This is a genomic window from Zoogloea sp. (genome assembly GCF_017302315.1).
Classification (GTDB): Bacteria; Pseudomonadota; Gammaproteobacteria; order Burkholderiales; family Rhodocyclaceae; genus Zoogloea.
Map to the genome: position 1 here is coordinate 19,888 of NZ_JAFLDT010000010.1, position 26,253 is coordinate 46,140.

At 62.6% G+C, this 26,253-nt stretch carries 29 protein-coding genes and 1 pseudogene; 20 read left to right on the forward strand and 10 right to left on the reverse strand.

From position 1 onward, the window contains the following. The first annotated feature begins 200 nt into the window (after nt 1–200). Nucleotides 201–1,235 (forward strand): GGDEF domain-containing protein, encoded by a 1,035-nt coding sequence (locus J0L98_RS05405; protein WP_296410524.1) that lies wholly within the window; start codon nt 201–203, stop codon nt 1,233–1,235. Between the two features lie 9 nt (nt 1,236–1,244). Here the strand turns inward: J0L98_RS05405 and J0L98_RS05410 are convergent, their stop codons facing one another. From J0L98_RS05410 to J0L98_RS05425, 4 genes are all read right to left on the reverse strand, one after another. Further along, nucleotides 1,245–2,222, reverse strand: coding sequence for a M48 family metallopeptidase (locus J0L98_RS05410; protein WP_296410527.1), 978 nt, complete (start codon nt 2,220–2,222; stop codon nt 1,245–1,247). Between the two features lie 72 nt (nt 2,223–2,294). Continuing rightward, entirely contained in the window at nt 2,295–3,341 is a 1,047-nt protein-coding gene (locus J0L98_RS05415; RefSeq protein WP_296410528.1) for a YjgN family protein, read from the reverse strand. Nucleotides 3,342–3,455: 114 nt separating this feature from the next. Further along, nucleotides 3,456–4,988, reverse strand: coding sequence for a TRAP transporter large permease subunit (locus J0L98_RS05420; RefSeq protein ID WP_296410530.1), 1,533 nt, complete (start codon nt 4,986–4,988; stop codon nt 3,456–3,458). Further along, complete coding sequence (locus J0L98_RS05425) at nt 4,989–5,579, reverse strand: TRAP transporter small permease subunit (RefSeq protein ID WP_296410531.1); 591 nt, start codon at nt 5,577–5,579, stop codon at nt 4,989–4,991. A 243-nt stretch (nt 5,580–5,822) separates the two neighbouring features. Here J0L98_RS05425 and J0L98_RS05430 point away from each other — a divergent pair, with 243 nt between their 5' ends. From J0L98_RS05430 to J0L98_RS05465, 8 genes are all read left to right on the forward strand, one after another. Further along, nucleotides 5,823–6,461: a histidine phosphatase family protein gene (locus tag J0L98_RS05430; RefSeq protein WP_296410532.1), complete on the forward strand. Its 639-nt coding sequence runs from the start codon at nt 5,823–5,825 to the stop codon at nt 6,459–6,461. Between the two features lie 100 nt (nt 6,462–6,561). Beyond that, entirely contained in the window at nt 6,562–8,598 is a 2,037-nt protein-coding gene (locus J0L98_RS05435) for a methyl-accepting chemotaxis protein (protein ID WP_296410533.1), read from the forward strand. A gap of 127 nt (nt 8,599–8,725) precedes the next feature. Next, nucleotides 8,726–9,976: a serine hydroxymethyltransferase gene (gene glyA, locus J0L98_RS05440; protein ID WP_296410534.1), complete on the forward strand. Its 1,251-nt coding sequence runs from the start codon at nt 8,726–8,728 to the stop codon at nt 9,974–9,976. Nucleotides 9,977–10,003: 27 nt separating this feature from the next. Next, nucleotides 10,004–10,483 (forward strand): transcriptional regulator NrdR, encoded by a 480-nt coding sequence (gene nrdR, locus J0L98_RS05445; RefSeq protein WP_296404005.1) that lies wholly within the window; start codon nt 10,004–10,006, stop codon nt 10,481–10,483. Between the two features lie 10 nt (nt 10,484–10,493). Further along, nucleotides 10,494–11,582, forward strand: coding sequence for a bifunctional diaminohydroxyphosphoribosylaminopyrimidine deaminase/5-amino-6-(5-phosphoribosylamino)uracil reductase RibD (gene ribD, locus J0L98_RS05450; RefSeq protein WP_296410535.1), 1,089 nt, complete (start codon nt 10,494–10,496; stop codon nt 11,580–11,582). 131 nt (nt 11,583–11,713) lie between these two features. Beyond that, entirely contained in the window at nt 11,714–12,679 is a 966-nt protein-coding gene (locus tag J0L98_RS05455; RefSeq protein ID WP_296410537.1) for a beta-propeller fold lactonase family protein, read from the forward strand. Continuing rightward, nucleotides 12,676–13,416 carry a polysaccharide deacetylase family protein gene (locus tag J0L98_RS05460; protein ID WP_296410538.1) on the forward strand — a complete coding sequence of 247 codons (741 nt, stop codon included), beginning with the start codon at nt 12,676–12,678 and terminating at the stop codon, nt 13,414–13,416. Before J0L98_RS05455 ends, J0L98_RS05460 begins: the two co-directional genes overlap by 4 nt. Beyond that, nucleotides 13,413–14,393: a sterol desaturase family protein gene (locus tag J0L98_RS05465; RefSeq protein WP_296410539.1), complete on the forward strand. Its 981-nt coding sequence runs from the start codon at nt 13,413–13,415 to the stop codon at nt 14,391–14,393. Before J0L98_RS05460 ends, J0L98_RS05465 begins: the two co-directional genes overlap by 4 nt. Here J0L98_RS05465 and moeB read toward each other — a convergent pair. From moeB to J0L98_RS05480, 3 genes are read right to left on the reverse strand one after another with little or no spacing between them, the layout of a single operon-like run. Next, the gene (gene moeB, locus J0L98_RS05470; protein ID WP_296410540.1) at nt 14,379–15,134 is read right to left on the reverse strand and encodes a molybdopterin-synthase adenylyltransferase MoeB; all 756 of its coding nucleotides are present in this window, start codon (nt 15,132–15,134) and stop codon (nt 14,379–14,381) included. The genes J0L98_RS05465 and moeB overlap by 15 nt on opposite strands. A gap of 60 nt (nt 15,135–15,194) precedes the next feature. Beyond that, nucleotides 15,195–15,647: a hypothetical protein gene (locus J0L98_RS05475; protein ID WP_296410542.1), complete on the reverse strand. Its 453-nt coding sequence runs from the start codon at nt 15,645–15,647 to the stop codon at nt 15,195–15,197. Between the two features lie 22 nt (nt 15,648–15,669). Continuing rightward, nucleotides 15,670–17,082, reverse strand: coding sequence for a S41 family peptidase (locus J0L98_RS05480; RefSeq protein ID WP_296410543.1), 1,413 nt, complete (start codon nt 17,080–17,082; stop codon nt 15,670–15,672). 189 nt (nt 17,083–17,271) lie between these two features. On the opposite strand from J0L98_RS05480, the gene J0L98_RS05485 reads away from it, so the two are divergent. Genes J0L98_RS05485 through J0L98_RS05510 form a run of 6 tightly spaced genes read left to right on the forward strand, consistent with a single transcriptional unit; the run spans nt 17,272 to nt 20,237 of the window. Beyond that, nucleotides 17,272–17,589 (forward strand): metalloregulator ArsR/SmtB family transcription factor, encoded by a 318-nt coding sequence (locus J0L98_RS05485; protein WP_296410544.1) that lies wholly within the window; start codon nt 17,272–17,274, stop codon nt 17,587–17,589. A 27-nt stretch (nt 17,590–17,616) separates the two neighbouring features. Next, complete coding sequence (locus J0L98_RS05490; protein WP_296404021.1) at nt 17,617–18,024, forward strand: rhodanese-like domain-containing protein; 408 nt, start codon at nt 17,617–17,619, stop codon at nt 18,022–18,024. 2 nt (nt 18,025–18,026) lie between these two features. Then, complete coding sequence (gene grxC, locus J0L98_RS05495; protein ID WP_296410545.1) at nt 18,027–18,296, forward strand: glutaredoxin 3; 270 nt, start codon at nt 18,027–18,029, stop codon at nt 18,294–18,296. Nucleotides 18,297–18,331: 35 nt separating this feature from the next. Beyond that, a complete protein-coding gene (gene secB / locus J0L98_RS05500; protein ID WP_296410546.1) occupies nt 18,332–18,799 on the forward strand; it encodes a protein-export chaperone SecB in 468 nt (155 codons plus the stop codon). Next, nucleotides 18,799–19,251, forward strand: a complete 453-nt coding sequence (locus tag J0L98_RS05505) for an SH3 domain-containing protein (protein WP_296410547.1) — start codon at nt 18,799–18,801, stop codon at nt 19,249–19,251. The genes secB and J0L98_RS05505 overlap by 1 nt, the downstream gene beginning before the upstream one ends. 5 nt (nt 19,252–19,256) lie before the next feature. Further along, complete coding sequence (locus tag J0L98_RS05510) at nt 19,257–20,237, forward strand: NAD(P)H-dependent glycerol-3-phosphate dehydrogenase (protein WP_296410549.1); 981 nt, start codon at nt 19,257–19,259, stop codon at nt 20,235–20,237. Nucleotides 20,238–20,264: 27 nt separating this feature from the next. Here the strand turns inward: J0L98_RS05510 and J0L98_RS05515 are convergent, their stop codons facing one another. From J0L98_RS05515 to J0L98_RS05525, 3 genes and pseudogenes are all read right to left on the reverse strand, one after another. Then, entirely contained in the window at nt 20,265–20,729 is a 465-nt protein-coding gene (locus J0L98_RS05515) for a tRNA (cytidine(34)-2'-O)-methyltransferase (RefSeq protein ID WP_296410550.1), read from the reverse strand. Between the two features lie 33 nt (nt 20,730–20,762). Beyond that, nucleotides 20,763–21,233, reverse strand: coding sequence for a phosphoribosyltransferase family protein (locus tag J0L98_RS05520; protein ID WP_296410607.1), 471 nt, complete (start codon nt 21,231–21,233; stop codon nt 20,763–20,765). Between the two features lie 45 nt (nt 21,234–21,278). Continuing rightward, a pseudogene (locus tag J0L98_RS05525) lies at nt 21,279–21,473 on the reverse strand (double zinc ribbon domain-containing protein); the annotation flags it as partial. A 70-nt stretch (nt 21,474–21,543) separates the two neighbouring features. Here J0L98_RS05525 and bioB point away from each other — a divergent pair. From bioB to serB, 5 genes are read left to right on the forward strand one after another with little or no spacing between them, the layout of a single operon-like run. Continuing rightward, on the forward strand, nt 21,544–22,533 hold the full coding sequence (gene bioB / locus J0L98_RS05530; RefSeq protein WP_296410551.1) for a biotin synthase BioB: 990 nt from the start codon (nt 21,544–21,546) through the stop codon (nt 22,531–22,533). 16 nt (nt 22,534–22,549) lie between these two features. Continuing rightward, nucleotides 22,550–23,437, forward strand: coding sequence for a malonyl-ACP O-methyltransferase (locus J0L98_RS05535; RefSeq protein ID WP_296410553.1), 888 nt, complete (start codon nt 22,550–22,552; stop codon nt 23,435–23,437). A gap of 3 nt (nt 23,438–23,440) precedes the next feature. Then, a complete protein-coding gene (locus J0L98_RS05540) occupies nt 23,441–24,088 on the forward strand; it encodes a pyrimidine 5'-nucleotidase (protein WP_296410554.1) in 648 nt (215 codons plus the stop codon). Nucleotides 24,089–24,124: 36 nt separating this feature from the next. Then, nucleotides 24,125–25,201 (forward strand): 3-deoxy-7-phosphoheptulonate synthase, encoded by a 1,077-nt coding sequence (locus tag J0L98_RS05545; RefSeq protein WP_296410556.1) that lies wholly within the window; start codon nt 24,125–24,127, stop codon nt 25,199–25,201. Then, entirely contained in the window at nt 25,201–26,031 is an 831-nt protein-coding gene (serB, locus tag J0L98_RS05550) for a phosphoserine phosphatase SerB (RefSeq protein WP_296410557.1), read from the forward strand. Before J0L98_RS05545 ends, serB begins: the two co-directional genes overlap by 1 nt. Nucleotides 26,032–26,253 lie beyond the last annotated feature (222 nt).

Sequence of the window (26,253 nt, forward strand, 5' to 3'; positions counted from 1 at the left end):
GATCCCTCGCGGTCGGAACGACGGCGCCCCTGGGCGCCGTTTTTCTTTGTTTGGCTGACACCGTCTTTTAACAAGTTATGACGAACTTTCATCGGCATATGCCGATAACACCACTTCGGCATGTCGCACCGGCCGACACGACAATCAAACAAACCTACCACGGACCTCACCCGCACCGTGGCAATTCAGGGAGAAGAATTGTGATCAGCGGTTCAGTCGAGCAGGCAGCCGAGCGTTTGCGCAAGGCCGTCCCCATCATGGTGAAGCACGGAATTCCCGTCACGCCCCTCAACTATGCACTCTGGTACACCTACGTCGCCAACGAGGATCCAACCCTGAACCAGCGGATCGACGATATCGTCGCTGCGTACGGCACGATCCCGGTCAGCAAGGCTGAAGATCTCTTCAAGACGCACATATCGCCGACGGGTAGCCAGGAGCTTGCCCTGGGGCGGATGAAGGACGATCTTGAACAGATGGTCCAGGGAATAGGCAAGGACCTTCACGCCACCATCGCCGGCACCCAGTCCTTCAACTCCCTGCTCGACGAATGCAGTCGTGATCTGCGTGGCCCGGCTTCCGTCAGCGCCTCCATCGACGACGTGTTCGGAACCGTCGAGAAGCTCCTGCAGGGCTCTACGGCCATGCACGAAAGCACCGCACGTTTCGAGCAGCGTCTGAGCGCCGCGAATGCCGAGATCCTGCGGTTGCGCAACGAAATGGAAGCCCTGCGTCAGAACGCCATGCACGACGAACTGACCGGGGTATACAACCGCAGGGCCTTCGACACAGAACTGGGCCAGTTCATGGGGCACGGAGACAGGGCTCCGGTCATCCACCTCGCCATGCTGGATATCGACCATTTCAAGCAGTTCAATGACCGCTTCGGGCATCCGGTGGGTGACCGGGTGCTGAGTCTGGTCGGCGCCCAACTGAACAACGTGGCGCGGGTCGGTGTGTCCGTCTACCGTTATGGCGGGGAGGAATTCGCGCTGATCTTCTGTGGCGGCACCCTCAAACAGGCGGTGGAGCTTGCCGAAACACTCAGGCTTTCCATTGAGCGGCTGGTGCTCAAGGACAGCCGCACGGGCGAGCGCCTCGCACACATCACCGCATCCATCGGTCTGGCCAGCCGGCTCCCCGGGGAGTCGGCAGCGGACCTCGTGACCCGCAGTGACAAGGCGCTCTACGAAGCCAAGGCGAGCGGCCGCAACCGGCTCTGTCAGGCGCCCTGACCCGCGCCATCAACGCGCCGCCCGCAGGCGATGGATGCGCTCGGCGGTCAGGGGATGGGTCGCGAAATAGGCAAAGGGCGACCGCGACTGCTCGCTACCCGTCCTGCTCCCGTTCTCCAACCGCTCCGGCGGCCCGTCCATCCGTTCGAGGATGTCCGCAAGACGCCCGACGGGGATCCCATTGAGCACCAATAGACGTGCGGCAAAGTCGTCGGCCTCGCGCTCGAAGCCGCGGGAGTAGCGCGCCTGGGACAGAGCCGCCGGCACCCCTGCCAACAGGGCGCTGACATCACCGATGTACCAGGCGGCAAACAGGCCGACGGCGGAGCTCTCGATGGCCAGGCGCAAGCCATGGCGCCGGCTGACATGGCCCATCTCGTGGGCCAGCACGCCAAGGATCTCCTCGTCGTTGCGGGCCAGTGCCACCAGCTCGTCCGTCACAACGATCAAGCCGGAAGGCAGGGCCAGGGCATTGGCCCCCATGGGCCGACCCTGGCGAAACAGCAACTGCGGGCGCACCGCCGGCATGTCGGCCTGCTTCAGGGTGGCCAGGCGCGCGGACAGGGCCTGCTGACGGGTCACCGGCAACTGGCTTGGCCCGAAGACATTGGCGTCCAGCATGGCAAGGGTCTCATCGCTCACCCGCGTTGCCAGGTCTGCCGGCACCCGCTCTGCCACCTGACGGGCCAAACGGGGCAGTAGCCACTCATGGGCCAGCACGAGACAGGCGAGCAGCATGGCAAGGGACGCCACCACCGCCGTCCGCGAGAACTGCCAGCGCACCACCGGGGCGTCCCGGTGACCGCTAAGCGCCAGCATGCGCCGGAATGCGGCATCATCGGATACCTCACAGTGGGCACCATCGGGAAAGGTGACCAGCCGGGGGGAGCGGCCCAGAGGCTCCGAGAGGCGCAGTACCACCAACAGCTCCCGCCGCTGGACGCCCTCACCGCACATCACCAGCTCGCCACCGACAACCGACAGCATGACCGGGCGCGCGCGCGACGAGCATCCGTCGAAATACAGCGCTGCCACTGGGGGATCAGACAGATCCACGGCCTAGAGGCCCACGTCCACATCAAACATTTCAGCGCTCTCTTCTCCAATGGCGGCAACATCAGCCTCGATGAGGGCCACGAAATCGTCAAGGTCTCCATCGGGAAGCATCGAGATGCTCTGCAAGCGATACTTCATCAGGCGCAGCTCGGCAAAGGGGCGATAAAGACCAAGGGTGAGAATGACACCCAGCAGGTTGGTGAGGGTGATGAAGACCAGACGACGCCCGGACACAGCGCTACGAAACCGGTGCGGCCCGAGACTCAGACCGTTCCATACCGCGTTCTGCACCCCCGCCGCCACGAAGGGCGCCACACACAGCATCATCGCAGAACCAGCCAGCAGAGCCACGCCGCCCACCATCGCCAGCGCCCGGGTCTCGGCCCCTTCTTCCACAGACAGCGTCTCTGCAACGCCCAGGCCAAGCAGAAGCGTGATGGCGACGGTTACACCGATGGCCACCATACCGGCAACGAGGTAGATACGATAAATCTCGGCCCGGGAAAGGGCGCAGTGGAAGCCGCTACGGCCGAAAGCGCTGCTGCCGTACTGATAGACCTTCAGGGCATGCACCCACAGGGGAAAGGCCAGGCCAAGCGAGAGCAGAATCAGGAGGGGCAGCCCGAGAAAGACCACATAGGCCTGCCTCACGCTCCCCCGGAACACGAAACGCAGGCCGCGATAACTGCTGTTGTGCATCCGGAAGCACAGGGAGCGGTGCAACAGCCAGGGCATGACCGCCATCAGGACCAGCAGGACGATTGCCGCGACCATGGGCTGTGCTTCGGCGGAGATCTGGTAGGCCATGAACATCAGGAAGGCGAGTGTCCGCCCCTTGAGGATGGAAAGCGGTTCGCCGTGATAGTCAAAGGCTGAACCGGCAAGTGATGTGTGTCGGTAGAAGAAATGCATGCGGCGAACCTTGGCCCAGGCGGAGTAGATTCCGAGGGTCAGGACGGTCAGCAGCAGATTCACTACCCAGATCCCGAAGTAGTCCCTGCCCTCCCCACTGAAGACCACAGGGAGCGCGTTGTCTTGCTTTTCCATCATTCAGGCAGGCGTGATAAATATGCGCATTGTATTTGCTCATCCTGCATTCCCGGAGCCCTGAACGAAAAAACCCGGGGTTTTCACCCCGGGTTTCAGGCAAACCTGATGCATCAGCTATTTCTTGTCGCCCTGCAAGGCTTTCTCAAGGGCTTTGGCGGCATCGTCATCGGCACTCGGTGCAGGGATTGCGTCCTTCTCACCCCCTTCGGCCGGAGGAACACCAGCAGCCGGCTCATCGTCAAACCGGACCGGTGAGTCGTCCTGGGCGTCACCCTCCGGTACCACGATCTCCACCTGGTCGGTATCCACCTTGACCTGTGCATCAAGGCCCATGGTCACTAGCTGCGGGAACGCAATCAGCACACCGACCATGATGATCTGGATGACCACGAAGGGCACGGCACCCCAGTAGATCTGGGTGGTCTTGATGGACGGCGGCGCCACCGAACGCAGGTAGAACAGGGCAAAACCAAAGGGCGGATGCATGAAGGAGGTCTGCATATTGACACCCAGCAACACGCCAAACCAGATCAGATCAATCCCGAGTTTCTCGGCGACCGGCGCCAGCAGGGGCACCACGATGAAGGCCAGCTCGAAGAAGTCGAGGAAGAAGGCCAGCAGGAAGATCAGGATATTGACGACGATCAGGAAGCCCACCTGACCACCGGGCAGGTCATCCAGCAGGTGTTCGACCCACAGGTGACCTTCGACACCGTAAAAGGTCAAGGAAAAGACCCGGGCGCCGATCAGGATGAAGATCACAAAGGTGGTCAGCTTGGCGGTGCTCTCCATGGCCTGCTTGAGCAGGGCAACGCTCAGCCGCTTGCGCATCACGGCCATGACCAGGGCGCCGGCAGCCCCCATGGCTCCCCCCTCGGTGGGGGTCGCGATCCCCAGAAAGATGGTGCCCAGCACCAGGAAGATCAGCAGCAGCGGCGGCACCAGGGAAGTCAGTACCCGCAGCAGCAGCTTTCCGCCGCGCAGGGTTCGCGCCTCGGGGGGAAGGGCCGGTGCGGCACTGGGCCTGAACACCGCAACGAGGGCGACGTAAACGACGTAGAAGGCGGTCAGCACCAGGCCGGGGACCAGCGCACCCTGATACATGTCACCGACAGACCGACCTAGCTGGTCGGCCATGATGATCAGCACCAGCGACGGGGGGATGATCTGCGCCAGCGTGCCGGATGCGGCAATGACGCCGGATGCGAGACGCTCGTCGTAGCCATAACGCATCATGATCGGCAGGGAGATGAGGCCCATGGAGATCACCGAAGCGGCCACCACGCCGGTGGTCGCCGCCAGGATCGCGCCGACGAAGATCACCGCGAAGGCCAGACCGCCACGCACCGGGCCGAAGAGCTGGCCGATGGTATCGAGGAGATCCTCCGCCATGCCTGATCGTTCGAGAATCAGGCCCATGAAGGTGAAGAAAGGGATGGCCAGCAGTGTGTCATTGGACATGACACCGAAAATGCGGTCAGGCAAGGCCTGGAACAGGGCCGGAGTGAGCATGCCCAGCTCAATCCCGATCAGGCCGAAGACGATGCCATTGGCGGCCAGGGCGAAGGCCACCGGGTAGCCGAAAAGCATGAACAGCACCAGCGACCCGAACATCAGGGGTGCCATGTTGGCAGCGATGAATTCCATTTACGCGGCCTCCCCACGTTGCTGTTTGATGGCCCTTGCCAGTTCCTCTTCGGCGGAGGGCGCCTTCGGCTTGGCGTTGGGATCAGGAATGAGGCCTCTCAGAAAGGCAAACCGCTTGATCAGCTCAGATACCCCCTGAAGGATCAACAGGGAAAACCCGATGGGAACAAGGGCGCGGACCGGCCACACGATCAGGCCGCCGGCATTGGAGGAATATTCGTTGTTGAGGTAGGCATTGATGAAGATCGGCCACGACAGGTACAGAACGGCCACAGCCATCGGCGCGAGGAAGAAAAGCGTGCCGATGATGTCAATCCAGGCATGGGTGCGGGGCGAGAAGCGGCCGGAGATCACGTCGATGCGCACGTGCTCGTTGCGCATCAGCGTGTAACCAGCGCATAGCAGAAAGATCGCAGAAAAAAGATACCACTGGATCTCGAGCAAACCGTTAGAGCTGTAATTGAAGGTGTAACGCACGAAGGCGTTGGCAGCGCTGATGAGGGTGACGACCAGGACGAGCCAGATCGTCGCCTTGCCTACCCCCTCCGAAAGCGCATCGATAGCGCGTGATAACTTGAGCAGGGCTTGCACGTCCCGCACCTCCTTTAGTGTGAAATTCGGCTGAAGGGCCCGCGAAAGCCCGTGTTTGCTGGGCTGGGATTATCGGCGAGATGGATTCTGCAACAATCAGGGATTACGCCTACCGTTGCGTCAACAGGCCCATAGGCCCGATCCGGCCCCTGCTTTTCCGGGCGACGGGGGTGATTCGCGGTTCAAGTGGGGCATGCGATACTTGAACACCCTCTACCTAGCTATCGCCGCCAGCCGTCCATCATGACCACCCGCATCTGTCTGGTTCGCCACGGAGAAACAGCCTGGAACGCCGAACGGCGCCTCCAGGGCCATATTGACATCCCTCTCAATGACACCGGCCTCGCCCAGGCTCGTGCCACCGCCCTCAGCCTGTCCGGTGAACGCTTCGATGCCGCCTATGCGTCCGATCTGCGCCGTGCCCGCCAGACCGCTGACACCATATCCGCTCGATGCGCCTTGCAGGCCGTCCTTGATGCCCGCCTGCGTGAGCGACACTATGGGGTCTTCCAGGCGCTTACGTATGACGAAGCCCGAACGCGTTTTCCCGAGGACTACCACCGCTTCGAAAGCCGGGATCCCGACTTCGTGTTTCCCGGCGGCGGTGAAAGCCTGCAGCAGTTTGCCGCGCGTATCCACGAGACCCTCCATGAGATTGCGACTCGCCATCGGGGCGGCAGCGTGCTGGTGGTCACCCATGGCGGCGTCCTTGACATCGCCCACCGCCTTGCCACCGGCAAGCCCCTCGAGTCGCCCCGGGATTTCACCATTCCCAACGCGGCACTGAACTGGATCGCCCTGGATGGAGCGGACTGGCAGCTGATCGCCTGGGCCGACCAGCGGCACCTGAACAACGCACTGGACGAGTTGCCCAACGCCTGATCCGGGCCTTGATAACCGCTGAGACGCTAAAGTAATCCCGACTCCGGCCGTTTGCAGCGTACATGACGTTGCCAAGCTGGCAAACCCTGCCGGAGTCTCCATGTTGAAACTGAATCGCCTGTCCCTTATCCACCAGATTGCCCTTGCCGCAAGCGTCGTCAGCATCCTGATCTTCAGTGCGCTGATCGCTTTCACAACTTACTTTACCGAACGTGCAGCACTCGCCAAGACGGAAGAGGAGCTCAACAATCAGATCCGGGGTATCGTCCGGATGCTGGAGCTCAGCTACGGTAACGCCACATCCCAGGCCAACAAGGGCCTGGCGCGGCTGAAGGACACGACGGGAAAACTGCGGTTCGGCCCCGACACCGTGGCATCCGGCACGTATCAGGTCCCGGTCGTGCGCAGCGGCGATCGCATCATCAACGGCAATACCGCCGTGCTCGAGAGCATCAAACGCCAAATCGACGCAGACCCCGCCCTGCTGATCCGGGTAGGAGACGAATTCGTGCGAGGCGCCACCTTGCTCAAGACAAAGGACGGCAAGAGCACCGAAGGCACCACCATTCCAGGAAACAGTCCCGAAGTAAGAGCACTGCTGGCAGGCAAGAGCTATACGGGCGTCGTGAAACGCGCCGGCAAGTACTACATCTCGGCCATCGAGCCCATTCTCGACGACGGAGGCAAGGTGGTGGGCGCAATCGCAGCCCGGGTGGATATCCAGGCGGATATGGATCGTCTGTTCAAGGCCCTCGGCGAGATCAAGTCGGGCGCCACCGGCTATGCCTACATCTTTTCACCCCAGGACGACACCACCAAGACGGAACTCATCCACTACCCCGGTCATGCCGGGAAGACCCTGGGCGAGATTGGCAATCCGGCACTCAGCGCCATCGTTGCCGAGCAGATTCGGCGCAAACAAGGGGCGATGACCTACGCCTGGAGCAGCCCGGAGAGCCCTGATATGGCGCCGAAGATGGTCGTGTTCGACAGCGCACCCGCCTGGGGCTGGATTGTTGCGACCGGGAGCTTCATTGATGAATTCACCGTGGAGGCCCGCCAGCTTCGCAACAACCTGATTGCCCTGTGCGTCGGGGGTGCGCTCCTGCTCACCATCGTACTGTTCTTCATCACCCGCAATCGCCTGTCACCCATCAAAGGCCTGCTTGAGGCCACTCACCGCATCGGAGATGGTGATCTGAGTGTTCGCTTCCCCGAAACTGCGGCGGACAGTGCCAACGAACTTGACCAGATCACCCGCTCTTTAGACGGCACCACCCGCAAGATCGGAACGCTGATCAGCGACGTGATCCGCACCGCCAACACGGTCAAGGAGTCGGCACGCACCTTGAGGCTGGGCTCGGATGAAGTGGTCAACGGCACTTCCTCCCAGAGCGAGGCTGCTGCCGGCCTCGCCTCCGCCATCGAGGAACTGTCCGTCAGCATCAGTCACGTGTCCGACAGCGCGGCACTGGCCCGCGACATCACCCAGCAGGCCAAGGCCCACGCCGACGACGGCGGCATCAAGGTCCGGAACATGATCAGCGGCATGGACCGTATCTCGGACGAGATCGGCAAGGCCGGCGAAGCCGTCAATTTGCTTTCCGAGCGTTCGGCCCGTATTTCCAACATCGGCAAGATCATCAACGAAATTGCTGATCAGACAAACCTGCTCGCCCTCAACGCCGCCATCGAGGCAGCCCGGGCGGGTGAAAGCGGCCGCGGATTCGCCGTGGTGGCCGACGAGGTGCGCAAACTGGCTGAACGCACTGCCAGCTCCACCCGGGAAATCTCTGTCACCGTTTCCGAGGTACAGGGTGAGGCTGATCGGGTCGTCGCCATGATCAAGGGCGTCGCGAGCGAAGTGCGCGAAGGCGTCCAGTTCGCCACCGATTCGGGTTCCGTGCTCGACTCCATTCGCAACGAGAGCAACCGTACCACCAGCGCAGTCAACGACATCGCCGACGCCATGCGGGAACAAAGCGCAGCCAGCCAGGACGTCGCCCGCGGGGTCGAACGGATCGCCCAGATGGCCGAGCTGAACAACCAGATCACCCGGCACACCCACGGACAGACCGCGGTGTTGGAACAGCTGGCTGCCGACCTGGAAGCCAAGGTCAGCCACTTCCGGGTTTGAAAAGCGTCATCCCGGCGGGCCCGCCCCTCGAATGGGATGGGCCCGCACTGTTTTGGAACACCGGCTTTCGGTAAGCACGGAGGGCCGTGTTAAACTCCCCTTTTGACTCAAACCCACCCGGATCACCATGTTTTCCAAGCAAAATACCCTCGCCAAGGTCGACCCCGAACTCTGGCAAGCCATTGAGGCCGAAAACCGCCGTCAGGAAGATCACATCGAACTGATCGCGTCCGAGAACTATGTCAGTGCAGCCGTCATGGAAGCCCAGGGCTCCCAGCTCACCAACAAGTATGCGGAAGGTTATCCGGGCAAGCGGTATTACGGTGGTTGCGAGTTCGTCGATCTGGCCGAGCAGCTCGCCATCGAACGCCTCAAGACCCTCTTCGGTGCAGAAGCCGCCAACGTGCAACCGAACTCCGGCTCCCAGGCCAACCAAGCGGTGCTGATGGCCTTCGCCAAGCCTGGCGACACCATCATGGGCATGAGCCTGGCCGAAGGCGGCCACCTGACCCACGGCATGCCCCTGAACATGTCCGGCAAGTGGTTCAACGTCGTCGCCTACGGCCTCGACAAGAACGAAGAGATCGACTACGACAAGATGGAAGCGCTGGCCCGCGAGCACAAGCCGCGTATCATCATCGCCGGCGCCTCCGCCTACTCCCTGCGCATCGACTTCGAGCGCTTCGCCAAGATCGCCAAAGAGATCGGCGCAATCTTCTGGGTGGACATGGCCCACTACGCCGGCCTCATCGCGGCGGGCTACTACCCCAACCCGGTGCCCCACGCCGACGTGGTCACCTCCACCACCCACAAGACCCTGCGTGGCCCCCGTGGCGGCATCATCCTAATGAAGGCCGAGCACGAAAAGGCCCTCAACTCCGCCATCTTCCCGGGTCTTCAGGGTGGTCCGCTGATGCATGTCATCGCGGCCAAGGCCGTGGCCTTCAAGGAAGCCGCCGAGCCCCAGTTCAAGCGCTATCAGGAACAGGTCATCGCCAACGCCCGCGTGATGGCGCGTGTGCTGGGTGAAGAGCGTGGTCTGCGCATCGTTTCCGGCCGCACGGAAAGCCACGTGTTCCTGGTCGACCTCCAGTCCAAGAACATCACCGGCAAGGAAGCCGAAGCCGCGCTGGGTCGTGCCCACATCACCGTCAACAAGAATTCGATCCCGAACGACCCCCAGAAGCCCTTCGTGACTTCCGGCATCCGCATCGGCTCCCCGGCGATGACCACCCGTGGTTTCACCGAGATCGAGGCCGAACGCATTGCGCACCTTATCGCCGATGTGCTCGACAGACCCAATGATGAAGCCACCACCGAGAACGTGCGCGCCAAGGTTGCCGAGCTGTGCCGCAAGTTCCCGGTTTACGGGGCGTAACACGCGTACCGGCAGGCAGGCCAGAGCATGCACTGTCCCTTCTGCGGCGCCGACAACACACAGGTCACCGACACCCGTGAGAACGAGGACGGTGACATTGTCCGGCGCCGCCGTCGCTGCCTGTCCTGCGACAAGCGTTTCACCACCTATGAGCGCATCGACCTCAAGATGCCCCAGGTGGTCAAGAAGAATGGCAGCCGTGCCGACTACAGCCGTGACAAGCTGCTCGGAAGCCTGAGCCTGGCACTGCGCAAGCGGCCGGTCACCGCCGAAAGCGTGGAAGCCGCCGTTGACCGCATCGAGGCCAAGCTGCTCTCCTCCGGCGAGCGCGAGATTCCTTCCGAACGCATCGGAGAACTGGTGATGCGGGAGCTGAAGAAGCTCGACAAGGTTGCCTATATCCGTTTTGCGTCGGTCTATCGGGCCTTCGAGGATGTGGACGAGTTCTCGGAAGTGATCCGGGAGGTCAGCACCCGCCCCCGTGGTCGCCCCCCCAAGACATCCTGAGGGTTTTCAGATGACCGCCACCGCCGATGACTACCGGTGGATGGCCCGCGCCCTCGAACTGGCGAAACGCGGGCTCCTCACCACGACCCCCAACCCTCGCGTCGGCTGCGTCATTGTCCGCGAGGATCGCATCGTTGGCGAAGGCTGGCACGTGCGGGCCGGCGAGCCCCACGCGGAGGTCCATGCCCTTGCCATGGCGGGCGAGCAGGCCCGCAACGCAACGGCCTACGTGACCCTGGAACCGTGTTCCCATTTCGGACGCACGCCCCCCTGTGCCGAAGCACTCGTCAACGCGGGTGTGGCGCGGGTCGTGGTTGCAATGGAAGATCCCAACCCGCTGGTAGCGGGGCGCGGCCTCGCCCGCCTCCGGGACGCAGGCATCGTCGTCATCTCCGGCGTTCAGGAGATCGAGGCGCGGGAGCTCAATATCGGTTTCATCTCACGCATGACCCGGGGGCGCCCCTGGCTTCGCCTCAAGGCGGCTGCCACCCTGGACGGCAAGACCGCCCTTGAGAATGGGGTTTCCCAATGGATCACCGGCGAGGACGCCCGTCGTGATGCCCACCGTTGGCGCGCGCGCTCCTGCGCCGTGCTCACCGGTATCGGCACCGTGCGTGACGATGACCCGCAACTCACCGTCAGGGCGGTGCCAACCGAGCGCCAGCCTTTGCGCGTGGTTGTTGATGCCCGCCTGGAAACCCCCCTCAATGCGCGTCTGCTGGATGGGGGGCCAGTCCTTGTAGCGGCCGCCATCCACGACACCGAACGCATTGCGGCCCTTGAGCGACGAGGGGCCGAAGTGGTGGTCCTTCCCAACGACGGCGGCAAGGTTGATCTCCAGGCCTTGCTGATCGAGCTGGGCCGTCGCGGTCTCAACGAGGTCCTTGCGGAAAGTGGCTTCAAGCTCAATGGCTCGCTACTCAAGGAAGGCTGCGTCGACGAGCTGGTCCTGTATCTCGCGCCGGCCCTTGTGGGCGACGCAGCACAGGGGCTGTTCAACCTGCCCGCACTGAGCAGCCTGACAGGCAAGCGCCCGCTCGCCTTCCACGATGTGCGCCTTGTGGGCCGCGATCTGCGCATCATCGCCCGACCTGATTGACCGCCCCGCGCACGGCCCGCTTCGTCCAGGGCCGAATCTGCAAACCTTTGACAGACGCATGAAGTTTGCGTCATCGAAGCGGGCGGGATGGCGTTAAGGAAGGCCCGCTACCGAAAACCACCCATTGTTTGATGACGCCTCTCCGCCTGACCGCTTCCCTTGCCCTTACCCTCAGCCTTGTTTCCCATGGGCTTCACGCCGAAACCGCCATCATCCTGAACTCGGTAGACGAGAGCGTCAGCTTCGTCGATACCCGCAGTTACCAGGAAACCGGCCGCGCACCGGTGTGCAAGGAGCCCCATCACCTCATGGCGATGCCCGACGACAGTGCGGTCATCATCGCCTGCGCAGTCTCCAATGAGCTGGTGTTTCTTGACCCCCGTACCGGCAAGGAGCTGAAGCGCATCAAGAACATTTCAGACCCCTATCAGATCGGCTTTTCACCCGACAAGACCTGGTTCGTTGCCAACTCCCTGCGCCTCGACCGCGTGGATCTTTACCGGGCAGCCGATTTCAGTCTGGCCGCACGGATACCCGCGGAGAAGACACCCTCCCACATGGCATTCGACAAGGCCAGCCAGTTCGTCTTCATCACCCTGCAGGACAGCAATGAAGTCCTCGCCGTCGATCTGAAGACCCGCCAACCCGCCTGGCGGCACCCGGTGGGACCGACCCCCGCGGGCATCCACATGACACCCGACGACCGCTACCTGTTGGTCGGGATCATGGGGGCCGACTACGTGGAAGTGATCGACTGGCGCGCCCGAAAGACCATCACGCGCATCGTCACGGCCCGTGGCGCCCACAACTTCCTGCCCCGGGGAGACGGTCGCCACGTCTTTGTTTCCAATCGCACCATCAATGGCAGCATCTCCCTCGTGGACATGCAGGATCTGCGCGTCGTCGAGCGCTACGACGTTCCCGGCGGTCCGGATGACATGGAAATCCGTGCAGATGGCAAGGAATTGTGGGCCACCGCCCGCTTTGCCCGAAAAGTGCAGGTTGTAAACCTGGAGCAAAAGCAGCTCTCGCACTCGATCCGGGTGGGTCGCTCGCCCCACGGCGTGTCCTTCATCAACCACGCCCCAAGGCAATGACGAAGATCCGCCCCATCGTAGCGGCAATGTTCATGTGTGCCGCCAGTCTTGCCCATGGCGCCGCACCGGCGACCTGCAAGGGCACGCTCTTCCTGACGCTGGACACCGGCAACATGCGACATGCCGAAGCCATTGCCGAGATACTTGGCAAACACCAGATCAAGGCAACGTTCTTCGTCGCCCAGGAACGCACCGTGCGAGGTGATCAGGCCCTGGACCCCGCCTGGGGCGACTACTGGCGAGCACGGGTGGCCGAGGGCCACGCCTTTGGCAGCCACACCTGGCACCACGGCAGTTTTCGCCAGGATGGTCCCGATGGCCGCGTCGCCTACCGCCTCATGGACGGCAGGATCGTAAGGCTGGATGCTGCAGAGGTCTGTGCGGAACTGAAGGCGCCTGATACACGCTTTGAGGCCCTCACCGGACGCCCCCTTGACCCTCTCTGGCGGGCGCCCGGCGGACGGACAACTCCGCTCACCCTCCAAGCCGCCAGGGCGTGCGGCTATCAGCATGTCCATTGGTCGCCCGCTGGCTTTCTGGGAGACGAACTCCCCTCCCAGACCCATCCCAATTCAATGCTGCTGGAAAAGGCGCTGAAGCATGTCCGGGATGGGGACATTCTGATGGCCCACTTGGGCATCTGGTCCCGCAAGGATCCCTTCGCCCCCATGCTCGACCCCCTGATCGCGGGCCTCAAGTCCCGCGGATTCTGTTTCGCCCGCCTGCCTGCCCCATGAATGCCTTTCTCACCGACCTGTTCATCAGCGCGCAAGGCTGGCTCTTCGACCGTCTGGTCCAGCCGGTCCTATTTGCCCTGGGCCTGGCCGGGTACGTGGAAATGGGCTTTGAGGGCATCGAGTTCGTTCTCATGGGGATTCTCGAACTGGGTATTGCCTATACGGCTCTGCGCCCCCTGGAAGCCTTCTGGCCGGCAGAGCGCTGGCGCAACCGCCGGGCCGTTCGGGTGGACGTGATGTACACCCTGCTCAACCGCCTGGGCATCATCCCGCTTGCGGTTTTCACCCTGCTGGCCCCCGCCTTCATGGCGCTGGATGGCTGGCTACGCTTCCACAATGTGATTCCAAGGCAACTTGAAGACTGGCTGCCGGGGCTTGACACCCATCCTCTGGCAAGCTTCCTGATCTATCTTCTGATCCTGGATTTCGCCGAATACTGGCGCCACCGCCTCTCCCACACCCTGGGAGGGTGGTGGGCTCTGCATGGGATTCATCATTCCCAACGGCAGATGTCGTTCTGGACCGACTCCCGCAATCATCTGCTGGACGACCTGATCGCGGGTATCTGGTTCGCCGGCCTGTCCTTGCTGATCGGCGTACCACCAGGTCACTTCATTGGCCTGCTGGTCACCCTTCGACTCGTGGAAAACCTGTCGCACACAAATACACGGCTCGGATTCGGGCGCTTTGGCGACTACCTTATCGTGGGGCCCCGCTATCATCGCTGGCACCATGCCATCGATCTGCCCGACGGGGAAGCCTATCGCCACGGCTGCAATTTCGCGATCCTGCTACCCATCTGGGATGTGCTTTTCGGCACCCTTCACCTGGGCGCGAAACTCCCGGCGACCGGCATACACGAAGACAGCCCGGAGGCAATGGCGGCCCGCGATGATTTCTGGGGCCAACAGAAGCTGGGGCTGATACTGATGTGGCGGGCTCTTGCCCCCCGCCGCCGCAGATCAGGCGCGACGTGAGAGGCACACCGGGCAGGCCGGATCGCGCCCGAGGCGGATCGTCCGCCAGTCCATGTCCAACGCATCCAGCAGAAGCAGGCGCCCGGTGAGCGTTTCACCGCAGCCCGCCAGCAACTTGAGCGCCTCTGCCGCCTGAACAGCGCCAACGATGCCCGTGATCGGTGCAAAGACGCCCATGACCGCGCAACGCACCTCTTCCACATCCTCGCCCTCGGGAAACAGGCAGTGATAGCAAGGGCTGTCGTCATTGCGCAGATCAAAGACCGAGACCTGACCGTCAAAACGCACCGCAGCCCCGGAAACCAGGGGCGTGCCCGCCGCCACGCATGCACGATTGATGGCGTGGCGCGTCACAAAGTTGTCGGAGCAATCCAGTACCACGTCGGCGAGGGCGACCTCCTCTTCCAGCGCAGCGCCCTCAAGCCTGCACGCCAACGGAACAAGCTTCACCTCGGGGTTGAGACGCATCAGGCTGTCGCGTCCCGACTCAACCTTCAAACGCCCCACGCCATCCTGGCTGTGCAGGATCTGCCGCTGCAGATTGGTGAGATCCACCGTATCGCCATCCGCCAGAACCAATGTCCCGACCCCGGCTGCCGCCAGATACATGGCTGCAGGCGACCCCAGTCCGCCGGCCCCCACCACCAGCACCCGGGACGCAACAATGGCCTCCTGACCCTCAATACCGATCTGGGGCAGGAGAATATGGCGAGAATAGCGCAGGAGCTGATCGTCGTTCATGGAGAGTGAAAACAGCGATGCGGCGCCCGGCAGGCGCCGAAGATGCGATGAGCCAGGTGCCTACTTGAACTCCCGCAGGTCCGGCGGCGTATCGTCGTGATCCCCGTGGGGATGGGCAGCGTAAGCGCTGATATACACCTCGTGCGACTGCTTGATGAGACGCTCGGGGGAACGAAGATTGTGCACCTGCGTTTCTTCAACGTAATAGATCAAGGCACGGTGCAGCCGCACGAAAAGCGGTCGATCAAGCTGAAACCCCCCACTGATCAGCGCGTCTTCAAGAAGCTCAAGGGTGTAGTCGAGAACGTTGTAATGCACAACGAGCGAGAGCTCGTGATGCCCCGGTTCAACCTGAACCCCCCTCAGCGCCGCCAAGGAACGCTGCGCCTGACGAACCTGCCCCGCCGGAAAGGATTTGAAACGGATCTCACGGGTCTTGGCGATACCGGAGCCCGGATGATGATGACTTCCGTGCTTGCGTCCAGCCAGCTTGTAAGCAGTCTCACGTCGCATCGTCACCCCTCCGGCATCCGAGTCACTTTCCGCTATTCTGGAGGATCTGCAGGCCCTTGAGCAAATTCACGGCTTGGGCAAGCTGATAATCATCCTTGCCGGCAATCTCGAATGGCGGCTTGGTTTCGTCGTCCGGATCGCCCTTCGGCTTGTCCTTCGACTTGGGCGCAGACTCCTTCTTCGGCAACGGAGCCGCCTCCACCTTCGGTGGTTCGGTCTCCCGGCCATTGCCAAGATGGCGGTCAAGATCGGCCTCACGCACACGCTCCCGTGAAGCGCCACCTGGCGTTTCCTCAACAATGATGTCCGGGACGATGCCCTTGGCCTGGATCGAACGCCCGCTGGGCGTGAAATAACGGGCTGTGGTGAGCTTGATGGCCGCGTTGCTGTTGAGGGGGAGGATGGTCTGCACCGACCCCTTGCCAAAGCTTTGGGTACCCATCACCACGGCACGCTTGTGATCCTGAAGGGCACCGGCAACGATCTCCGAGGCAGAGGCGGAGCCGCCATTGACCAGCACCACCATCGGAACGCTCTTGATGGAAGCCGGCACATTGCGGATGAAGTCATCCCGGGCCCCACGCAGGTAGTCGTCCGGCACAGCCAGATACTTGCGCTTCGCGTCATCGGCCCGACCATCGGTGGACACCACCAGCGCCTTCGGCGGCAGGAAGGCTGCCGAGACACCAACCGCGCCATGCAGCAAACCCCCCGGGTCATTACGCAGATCAAGCACCAACCCCTTCAAGTCACCCTGCTTGACCAGCTTTTCGAGATGTTGCACCAAGGAGGCCGCCGTCTGCTCCTGGAACTGCACCACACGCACGTAGCCATACCCCGGCTCCACGAGCTTGGATTTGACACTCTGCACCTTGATGACTTCCCGGACCAGCGTGATCACAATCGGCTTCGCCTCACCCTTGCGGGAGATGGTCAGCACAATCGAGGTCTTCGGCTTGCCACGCATGCGTTTGACCGCATCGTTGAGGGGCATGCCCTTCACAGGCGTGTCATCCAGCTTGATGATCAGGTCACCGGACTTGATGCCGGCACGAAAGGCGGGGGTGTCCTCAATGGGGGAGATGACCTTGACGAAACCATCCTCAGACCCCACCTCAATACCCAGACCACCAAACTCTCCCTGAGTACCCACCTGCAGTTCCTTGAACGCTTCGGCATCCAGATAGGCGGAGTGGGGGTCAAGGTTGGACAGCATGCCGCTGATGGCGTGGGTGATCAGCTTCTTGTCGTCCACCGGCTCGACATAGCCTTGCTTGATGGCATTGAAGACATCGGCGAGGTTGCGCAGTTCTTCCACCGGCAGAGGGGCCAGAGCAGCCGCCTTGTCCGCGTTGGCCGAGAAATTGAGGCTGATCAGAACCCCGGCACAAAGCCCGGTAAAAACCAGGCCGGCTTGTTGCAATCTGCTGCGCATAAAGTCTCCGTTTGGACGCCGACCACCAGGCCGCTCGCGCCACTACATGCCCGCCATGGAGCTATCGTAATTAGGGAGAGAAGTATAAACCCGAAAGGTTCCCGACCCGCCACGCACCGGGCCGCTACACCGCCCCCACGAAAAAGTGGTATTTTACTGGGTCAGTCAGCTTTAGCCCCAGCGGATTTCGTGAAAACAGACATCGTTGATCTCATCGCCAAACAGGAGCATATCGAGACTGCCGCTCGGGCCCTCAAGGCGATTTCCCACCCCCTGCGCCTCAAGATCCTTTGCGTGGTCGGAAGTGAAGAAGTCTGTGTACAGGATATTGTTGAAGCCGTCGGCACCTCGCAAAGCAACATCTCCCAACATCTCGCCATCCTGCGCGACAAGGGAGTACTGCTCACCCGCAAGGACGCCAACCGGGTCTATTACCGCGTGGGCGACACCCGCACACTTCAACTGATCGTCATGATGCGGGAAGTCTTCTGCAACGACGACGCCTGACCCATCTTTACACCCGGAGTTTTTTCAGTGGAATTCATCCAGCAAAACTGGTACTGGGCAGCGCTTGCCGCCGTAAGCGGCTCGCTGCTCATATTCACGTCCCTCAAGGGCGGTCGTGGCGTATCCCCCGCCCAGGCAACCATGCTCATCAACCGCGAGGATGCACTGGTGGTGGATGTTCGGGAGACCGGCGAATACGCCGCCGGCCACCTGCTCAATGCACGCCACATTCCCCTCGGCGAGCTTGACAAGCGGCTCGGCGAACTCGAGAAGTTCAAGGACAAGCCCATCATCCTCAATTGCCAGAGCGGCAGTCGCTCCGCTTCGGCTTGCGGAACACTGCAGAAGGCCGGCTTCACCCGCGTACACAATCTCGAAGGCGGCATCGCCGCCTGGGAACAGGCCGGCATGCCCATCAGCCGCAAGAAGAAATGACCATGCAACCCAAAGTCCTTATGTATACCACCGCCGTGTGCCCCTACTGCGTCCGGGCCGAAGGGCTGCTGCGCCGCAAGGGCGTCACCGAAATCGACAAGGTGCGCGTCGATCTCGACCCGGCCCGCCGGGACGAGATGATGGAGCGTACGGGCCAACGTACCGTACCGCAGATCTACATTGGCGATTTCCACGTGGGGGGCTGCGATGACCTGTTCGCCCTCGACCACGAAGGCAAACTCGACCCGTTGCTGAATGGCCAAGCCGCCTGAAACCCGCCCTCTCTTTTATCCACGGAAAAACCATCATGTCCGAAACCGCAGAACAGCCCGTCTTCTCCATCGAAAAGCTTTACGTCAAGGATCTGTCCCTCGAAGTGCCGAACGCACCCCAGATCTACCTTGAGCGCGAAGCGCCCCAGATTAGCGTTCAGCTACGCACCGAAGGCAATGCCGTCGATGAAGGCGTGTTTGAAGTCAAGCTGACCGTCACCGTAACGGCCAAGGTCGGCGAAGAGAAGACGGTGTTCCTGGTTGAAGTGGCCCAGGCCGGCATTTTCCAGATCCGCAATGTGCCCCAGGAAGACCTGGAGCCCATCATGATGATCGGTTGCGCCAACATCCTCTTCCCCTATGCCCGCGAAGCCGTCTCCGACGCCGTGGCCCGTGCCGGCTTCCAGCCGGTGATCCTGGCCCCGGTCAACTTCGAGGCCCTGTTCCAGCAGAACCGCCAGCAGGCTGCCCAGGAGCCGGCGGCAGACACGCCGATCCAGTAATGACCCTGCGCCGCCTTCCCCTCGCGGCGCTGCTCGGCCTGCCACTCGCCTTCGCAGCGGCAGGCGCAGCGGCTTCGGACTACCGGTCCCTCGCCGAGCCCGCCATCCTCTACGATGCCCCCTCCAAACAGGGCAAGCCTCTTTTCGTGATCCAGCGCTACACACCCGTTGAAACGGTGGTGAACATTGACCGCTGGGTCAAGGTCCGCGAACCGGCCGGCAGCCTGCTATGGCTGGAGCGCCGTCAGCTGTCCGACAAGCGCACGGTGATCATCACTGCCGCACGTGCTGACATCCGCCAGAAACCCGAGCCCTCCGCCCCCCTCGTCTTCGAGGCAAGCAAGGACGTGGTTCTGGAGCTTTCGGACAAGCCCGCCGATGGCTGGGTCAAGGTCAAGCACCGGGACGGCACCAGCGGCTTCATTCGCGTCAATCAGGTCTGGGGGCTTTAAGCACCATGCGCATCGCCGTTTTCGGTGCAGGAGCCTGGGGCACCGCTCTGGCCATGGCCTTCAGCCGTGGCCACGACGTGGTCCTGTGGAGCCGGGAGTCTTCCGAGATTGTCGCCCTGCGTCGGGATGGCGAAAATCGCCGCTACCTGCCGGGGATTCCCCTGCCTGCGAATCTGCATTTCAGCGACGACCTGCAACAGGCAGCCCAGGCCGACCTGCACCTCGTCGTCACACCCCTGGCTGGTCTGCGCAGCACCGCCCGCGCCCTCCGCGCTGCCGCACCGGCAACGCCGCTGCTGTGGGCCTGCAAGGGTCTTGAAGCCGGAACGGCCAAACTGCCCCACCAGATCGTTGAAGAAGAACTCGGCGCCGACGCGCCCTGTGGCGTGCTCACTGGGCCGAGCTTCGCCGCCGAGGTGGCACAAGGCCTGCCCGCTGCCGTCACCCTCGCGGCCCGCGACATCGAGTTCGCCCGCCACTGGGTTCAGGCACTGCATAACAACCGGCTGCGCCTTTACGCCAACGATGACCTGATCGGGGCCGAGGTGGGTGGTGCCGTCAAGAACGTCATGGCCATTGCTGCCGGTGTCGCCGACGGCATGGGCTTCGGGCTCAACGCCCGGGCAGCACTGATCACCCGCGGTCTGGCCGAAATCACACGCCTGGGCATGGCTCTGGGTGGTCGGCGGGACACCTTCATGGGTTTGGCCGGGCTGGGCGACCTGGTGCTGACCTGCACGGGCGACCTCTCCCGCAATCGGCGAGTCGGCCTGCTGCTGGCCGAGGGCAAGACACTGCCGGACATACTTCAGGCACTGGGCCATGTGGCCGAAGGCGTCAGCACGACCCGCGAAGTGGCGGCACTTTCCGCGCAACTCGGCGTGGACATGCCCATCACCCGGGCCGTTGATGGCGTGCTGGCCGGCAGCCTGTCGGCCCGCGATGCGGTCGAACAACTGCTCGCCCGCGACCCCAAGCAGGAATGATCAGACGGGCCGCGTAGCAGGTAACGCTCAACCCCCGCCAGCAAAACCGTTCTGCCGCCACGCCTCATAGACCACGACAGCCGCCGCGTTCGAAAGATTGAGGCTGCGGTTGTCGGGGCGCATCGGAATGCGCAGCCGCCGGTCCCCGTCAAACTCGGCATGTAGCTCGGGCGGCAGGCCACGGGACTCCGAACCAAAGACAAACACATCGCCCGGCAAAAAAGCCACTTCGGCATAGCTGCGCCCCCCGTGGGAAGTCAGGGCAAAGAGCCGCTGGCCAGCAAAACCAGCCCGGCAGCTCGCCCAGTCTTCGTGCACAGTGACCACTGCCATGTCCCTGTAGTCCAGGCCGGCGCGGACGAGCTGCTTTTCTTCCAGCGTGAAGCCGAGGGGTTTGACGAGGTGCAGCCGTACGCCCGAGTTGGCACACATGCGCATGATGTTGCCGGTATTCGGGGGAATTTCCGGCTGATGGAGGACGACGTGGAACATGGGCGCGGATTGTGCACGCCACGCCCCCCGGGATCAACCCGGCCGTGGTGTACGTGCCAGCACCCGGTTCTCCACGCTTACCGCCCCCGCCCCCTTCAGGCTGCGGGCCAGTTCAGTCAACGTCGCGCCGGTTGTCATCACATCATCCACCACCACCACCCGCAGGCCCTCCATGCTCCCCTTCACCCGAAAGGCGCCACGCACGTTGGCCGCCCGTGCCTTCCAAGGCAGGCCGGCCTGGGGCAACGTATCCACGTCACGCACAACGCCGTCAAGCATCAGGGGCAGACCCCAAAGCCGCGCCAATGGCCGTGCGAGCTCCGCCGCCTGATTGAAGCCCCGTGTGCGCAAGCGCGAGACATGCAAAGGCATCGGAACGACGAGATCCGCCTCGGGCGTCACGTGCGCCGCCAGCAGCTCCACGAAAAGCCGGCTCACCGAAAGGCGATGCCCATACTTCAGGGCCTGGACGAGGCGGTCCAGCGGAAAGTCGTAGTCCAGCACCGCCAGTGTCCGGTCAAACGACGGAGGATGACTGAGACAGGCACCGCATACCCCGCCCGTTGGATGAGGTATGCCGCAAACGGGGCAGCGTAACTGCTCACGTCCCGGCAGCGCCCGCCAGCAGTCGGCGCAAAGCACGGCACTGCCGCTCGCCGCACCACAGGCAAAGCACTGCTGAGGAAAGAAGACCTGTGCGAGCCCTCCCAACCGAGACCGATATGCAAGCGCTTGATTTGACAAGTCCTGACCCCTTCAGGGAAACTTGAGAGCTTGGTAATTCAAAATTACAGCCTAAAAAAGGTGCATCACAATGACCGTCACCACCGCCCACGTAGAGAACACACCCACCGTCGCCACGCCCCCCGCCCGCAAGCGCTGGAGCGTAGCGGAGATCGAAGCCCTTTTCGCCCTGCCATTCAACGATCTGTTGTTCCGCGCCCAGCAAGTTCACCGGGCGCATTTTGATCCCAACGCCATCCAGCGCTCGACCCTATTGTCCATCAAAACCGGGGGTTGCTCGGAAGACTGCGGTTACTGCTCCCAATCCGCCCGTTATGACACCGGCCTCGAAAAGGAAGCCTTGCTGCCCCTCGGTGAAGTGCTCGAGAACGCCCGCGCGGCCAAAGCCAAGGGTGCATCCCGCTTCTGCATGGGCGCAGCCTGGCGTGGCCCCAAGGAAAAGGATCTCGCCCCGGTTCTGGACATGGTGCGCGAGGTGAAGGCCCTCGGCCTCGAAACCTGCGTCACCCTCGGGATGCTCAAGGATGGCCAGGCCGAACAGCTAAAAGAAGCCGGCCTCGATTACTACAACCACAACATCGATACCTCGCCCGAATTCTACGGTCAGATCATCACTACCCATACCTTGAAGGATCGGCTCGACACCCTCGAGAAAGTGCGCGATGCCGGTATCAACGTGTGCTGCGGTGGCATTGTCGGGCTGGGCGAAACCAAGAAGAGCCGCGCCGCCCTACTCGCCGAACTGGCCAACATGAACCCGCCGCCGGACTCCGTGCCCATCAACAACCTGGTGCAGGTTGAAGGCACGCCCCTCGACAAGGCCGAGCCCATCGACCCCTTCGACTTCGTACGCATGATCGCCGCAGCCCGGATCACCATGCCTGAGAGCTACGTGCGTCTGTCCGCCGGCCGCCAGGAACTCGGCGAAGGCATCCAGGCCCTGTGCTTCATGGCCGGCGCCAACTCGATCTTTTACGGCGAGCGCCTGCTGACCACCGACAACCCGGATGCCGATTCCGACGACGCACTGTTTGCCCGTCTCGGACTCAAGTCCGTTTAAGGCGCGCCCTACCCCGATGACTCTGCCGGACTTCCAGCTCGACCCACGCCTCGTGCGGCGTCGGGCCGAGCAGGCCGCTGCTGGTTACGCCTCCGTCGACACCCTCGCCCGGGAAATCTCCCGGCGCATGGGCCAGCGCCTCGACTACATCCGTATCGAGCCCAAGCGCATCCTCGACCTGGGCTGCGGCCCCGGCGCAGACCTGGCGGCCTTTGCCGAACGCTATCCGGGCATCCCCCGGATCGCCGTCGACAGTGCCCCGGCCATGCTCGCCCAGGCGCGCGGTGAAGAAAAGGGGCTGCTCAAACGCCTGATGCGCTTCGGCAAGCCCGCCAACCCGGACTTCATCTGTGCGGACGCCAATGCCCTGCCCCTGGCCCGGGCATCGGTATCCTTGGCCTGGTCCAACCTGATGCTCCAGTGGCTGCACGATCCGCTGCCTGCCCTGAAGGAGATCCACCGGGTCCTGGAAGTCGGCGGCGTGCTCATGTTCTCAACCTTCGGCCCCGACACCCTCAAGGAACTCCGCGCAGCCCTGCCCCCATCAAATGCAGAGCACCTGCACCGCTTCATTGACATGCACGACCTGGGCGATGCCCTGGTGGGTGCCGGTTTTTCCGATCCGGTGATGGACATGGAGATGCTCACCGTCACCTACACCCGCCTGGACGATCTGTTCCGCGATCTGCGGGCAAGCGGCTCCACCAATGCCGCCGTGAACCGCCCCCATGGCCTCGTCGGCAAGGACCACTGGGCAGCCCTTCGAGCCAACTACGATCAACTGCGCCGCGATGGCCGCCTGCCCGCCACCGTGGAGGTGGTCTATGGCCACGCCTGGAAGGCCGCGCCCAAGGTCATGGAAGACGGTCGCGCCATCGTCCGCTTCGAACGCAAGCCGGGCTAGTTCATGCACCCGATCTGGCTCTTCGACCTGGACAACACGCTGCACAACGCCAGCCCGCACATCTTTCCGCACATCAACCGCAGCATGACGGCCTACCTCATGCGCCATCTGGATCTCGACGAGCGGGACGCCAACCGGCTGCGCATGGAGTACTGGAAGCGCTACGGCGCCACCCTCACCGGCCTGATGCGACATCATGGCACCCGGCCCGAGCACTTCCTCCACGACACCCACCAGTTTCCCGATCTGGCGCAAATGGTCGTGTTCGACCGGGCAGTCCGTCACCTGTTGCGCCGCCTCCCCGGGAAGAAGATCGTCTTTTCCAACGGACCGCTGCGTTACGCCGAGGCCGTGCTGGACGTGATGGGCATCCGCAAACTGTTTGCCGATGTCTATTCGGTCGAACAGATGCGCTTCCACCCCAAGCCCAAGCTCGCCGGCTTTCACCACCTCATCAAGGACCATCAGCTCAACCCCCGGCGCTGCATTCTCGTCGAAGACAGCGCCGAAAATCTGCGCACGGCCAAACGCCTTGGCATGAAGACGGTCTGGATCAGCCGCAGCCTTCGCCAACCCGACTTCGTGGATTGCCAGCTTCCCTCCGTGCTGGGCCTGAGCCGGCATAGGATCAGGACTCTGACTTCGGGGTAAAATAGCGGATTACGCTATCCCTGCAGCGGAACCGCCATGCCCAACTCCAAGACTGAAAACCTGAACATCGCGGCCTTCGACCGCATGCCCTCGCCGGACGAGATCACCGCCCGCCTCCCCCTCAGCGAGACTGCAACCAAGGTCGTGACCGAGGGCCGCCAAACCCTGCAGGCCATTCTCGACCACAAGGACCCGCGTGTTTTCGTCGTGGTGGGCCCCTGTTCCATCCATGATCCGGTTGCCGGCATCGATTACGCGCGCCGCCTCAAGAAGCTGGCGGACGAAGTCTCCGACACCCTCGTGCTGGTGATGCGCGTGTATTTCGAGAAGCCCCGCACCTCCACCGGCTGGAAGGGCTACATCAACGACCCGTACATGGACGACTCCTTCCGCATCGACGAAGGCATGGAAAAGGCGCGGCGGTTCCTGCTTGAGGTGAATGAGGTCGGCCTGCCGACGGGCACCGAAGCCCTCGACCCCATTGCCCCCCAGTACTACGGTGACCTGATCGCGTGGACAGCCATTGGCGCCCGCACTTCCGAATCCCAGACCCACCGTGAAATGGCCTCCGGCCTGTCCACCCCGGTCGGCTTCAAGAACGGCACCGACGGATCCCTTGATGCCGCCGTCAATGGCATCCTCTCCGCCTCCCACCCCCACAGCTTCCTGGGCATCAACGGCCAGGGCCAGTCCTCGATCATCCGCACCCGCGGCAATGCCCACGGCCATGTGGTGCTTCGCGGCGGTGGCGGCCGCCCCAACTACGACACCGTCTCCGTGTCTCTTGCGGAGAAGGCCCTTGGCAAGGCCAAGCTGCCGGCCAACATCGTCATCGACTGCTCCCATGCCAATTCCTGGAAAAACCCGGAGTATCAGCCCCTGGTCATGCGCGATGTGGCCCACCAGATCCGCGAAGGCAACCGCTCCATCGTCGGTCTGATGATCGAGAGCCACATCGAAGCAGGCAATCAGCCCATCCCGGCGGATCTCTCCCAGTTGCGCTATGGTTGTTCCGTAACCGATGCCTGCGTTGACTGGAGCACCACCGAAGAGATGATCCGCAACACCCGTGACATCCTGCGGGAGATCCTGCCGAAGCGGAGCGTGGCCTGATGAACCTGGTCGTACAGGGCCAGAAGGTCGAAACCCGCGCCCTGAAGGATCTCGCCACGCTGACAGGTTCGGAAGGCATCGGACGCCTCGGCAACAACGCCTTCCGTCTCATTGATGCCAAACCTCATCCTGACCTTGCCGCCTACTGCGATACCCATCAGCTGGACTTTGCCTTTGTTCCCGAAGACCGCCATCTGAACAACTTCCGGCTGTTCGTCACCGACATGGATTCGACGCTGATCAGTATCGAGTGCATTGACGAGATTGCGGACATGCAAGGGCTCAAGACGGAAGTGGCGGCCATTACCGAAGCCGCAATGCGTGGAGAGCTTGATTTTCGCGAATCCCTGACCCGACGCGTGGCGTTGCTTGAGGGTCTGCCCGAACAAGCCTTGGCGCAGGTTTTCAAGGAACGCCTGCGCCTCAATCCAGGCGCAGAAGCCATGATGGCCGGTCTCAAGAAAGCCGGCATTGTCACCGTGCTGGTTTCCGGCGGGTTCACGTATTTCACCGACCGCCTGCAAAAGCAGCTCGGCTTCGATTACGCCGTGGCCAACCAACTGGAAATACGCAATGGAAAGCTCACCGGCAGGGTCAAGGGTGAGGTGATCGACGGTGAAGCCAAGCGACATACCCTCCAGCTCGTACGCAAGCACCATGGTTTCGCGCCGGAGAGCGTCATTGCAGCGGGAGATGGAGCCAACGATCTACCCATGCTCACCGAGGCGGGGATCGGTATCGCCTATCATGCCAAACCGGTCGTGAGGATGCAGGCCACCCACGCCATCAACCATGCCGGTCTGGACGGCATTCTCAGACTGTTTGCCTAAGCACCGAACTGGTGCGACTGGCGCGAGCGCTCGGCCCGGAAAAACCGAAGGGCCCTTTCGTGGAAACATGCTGACCGGTTCAGCCTGCCTCCCGCGCAGTCTCTCCAACCTTGCTGCTCGCGACCAGTGCAGGTACATCCTAGCGATGCCGACCACGACCTGCCGTGGAGCAATGCACATGCTGCATGACAGCATAAATAGATTTGTCGAAATTATTTACAC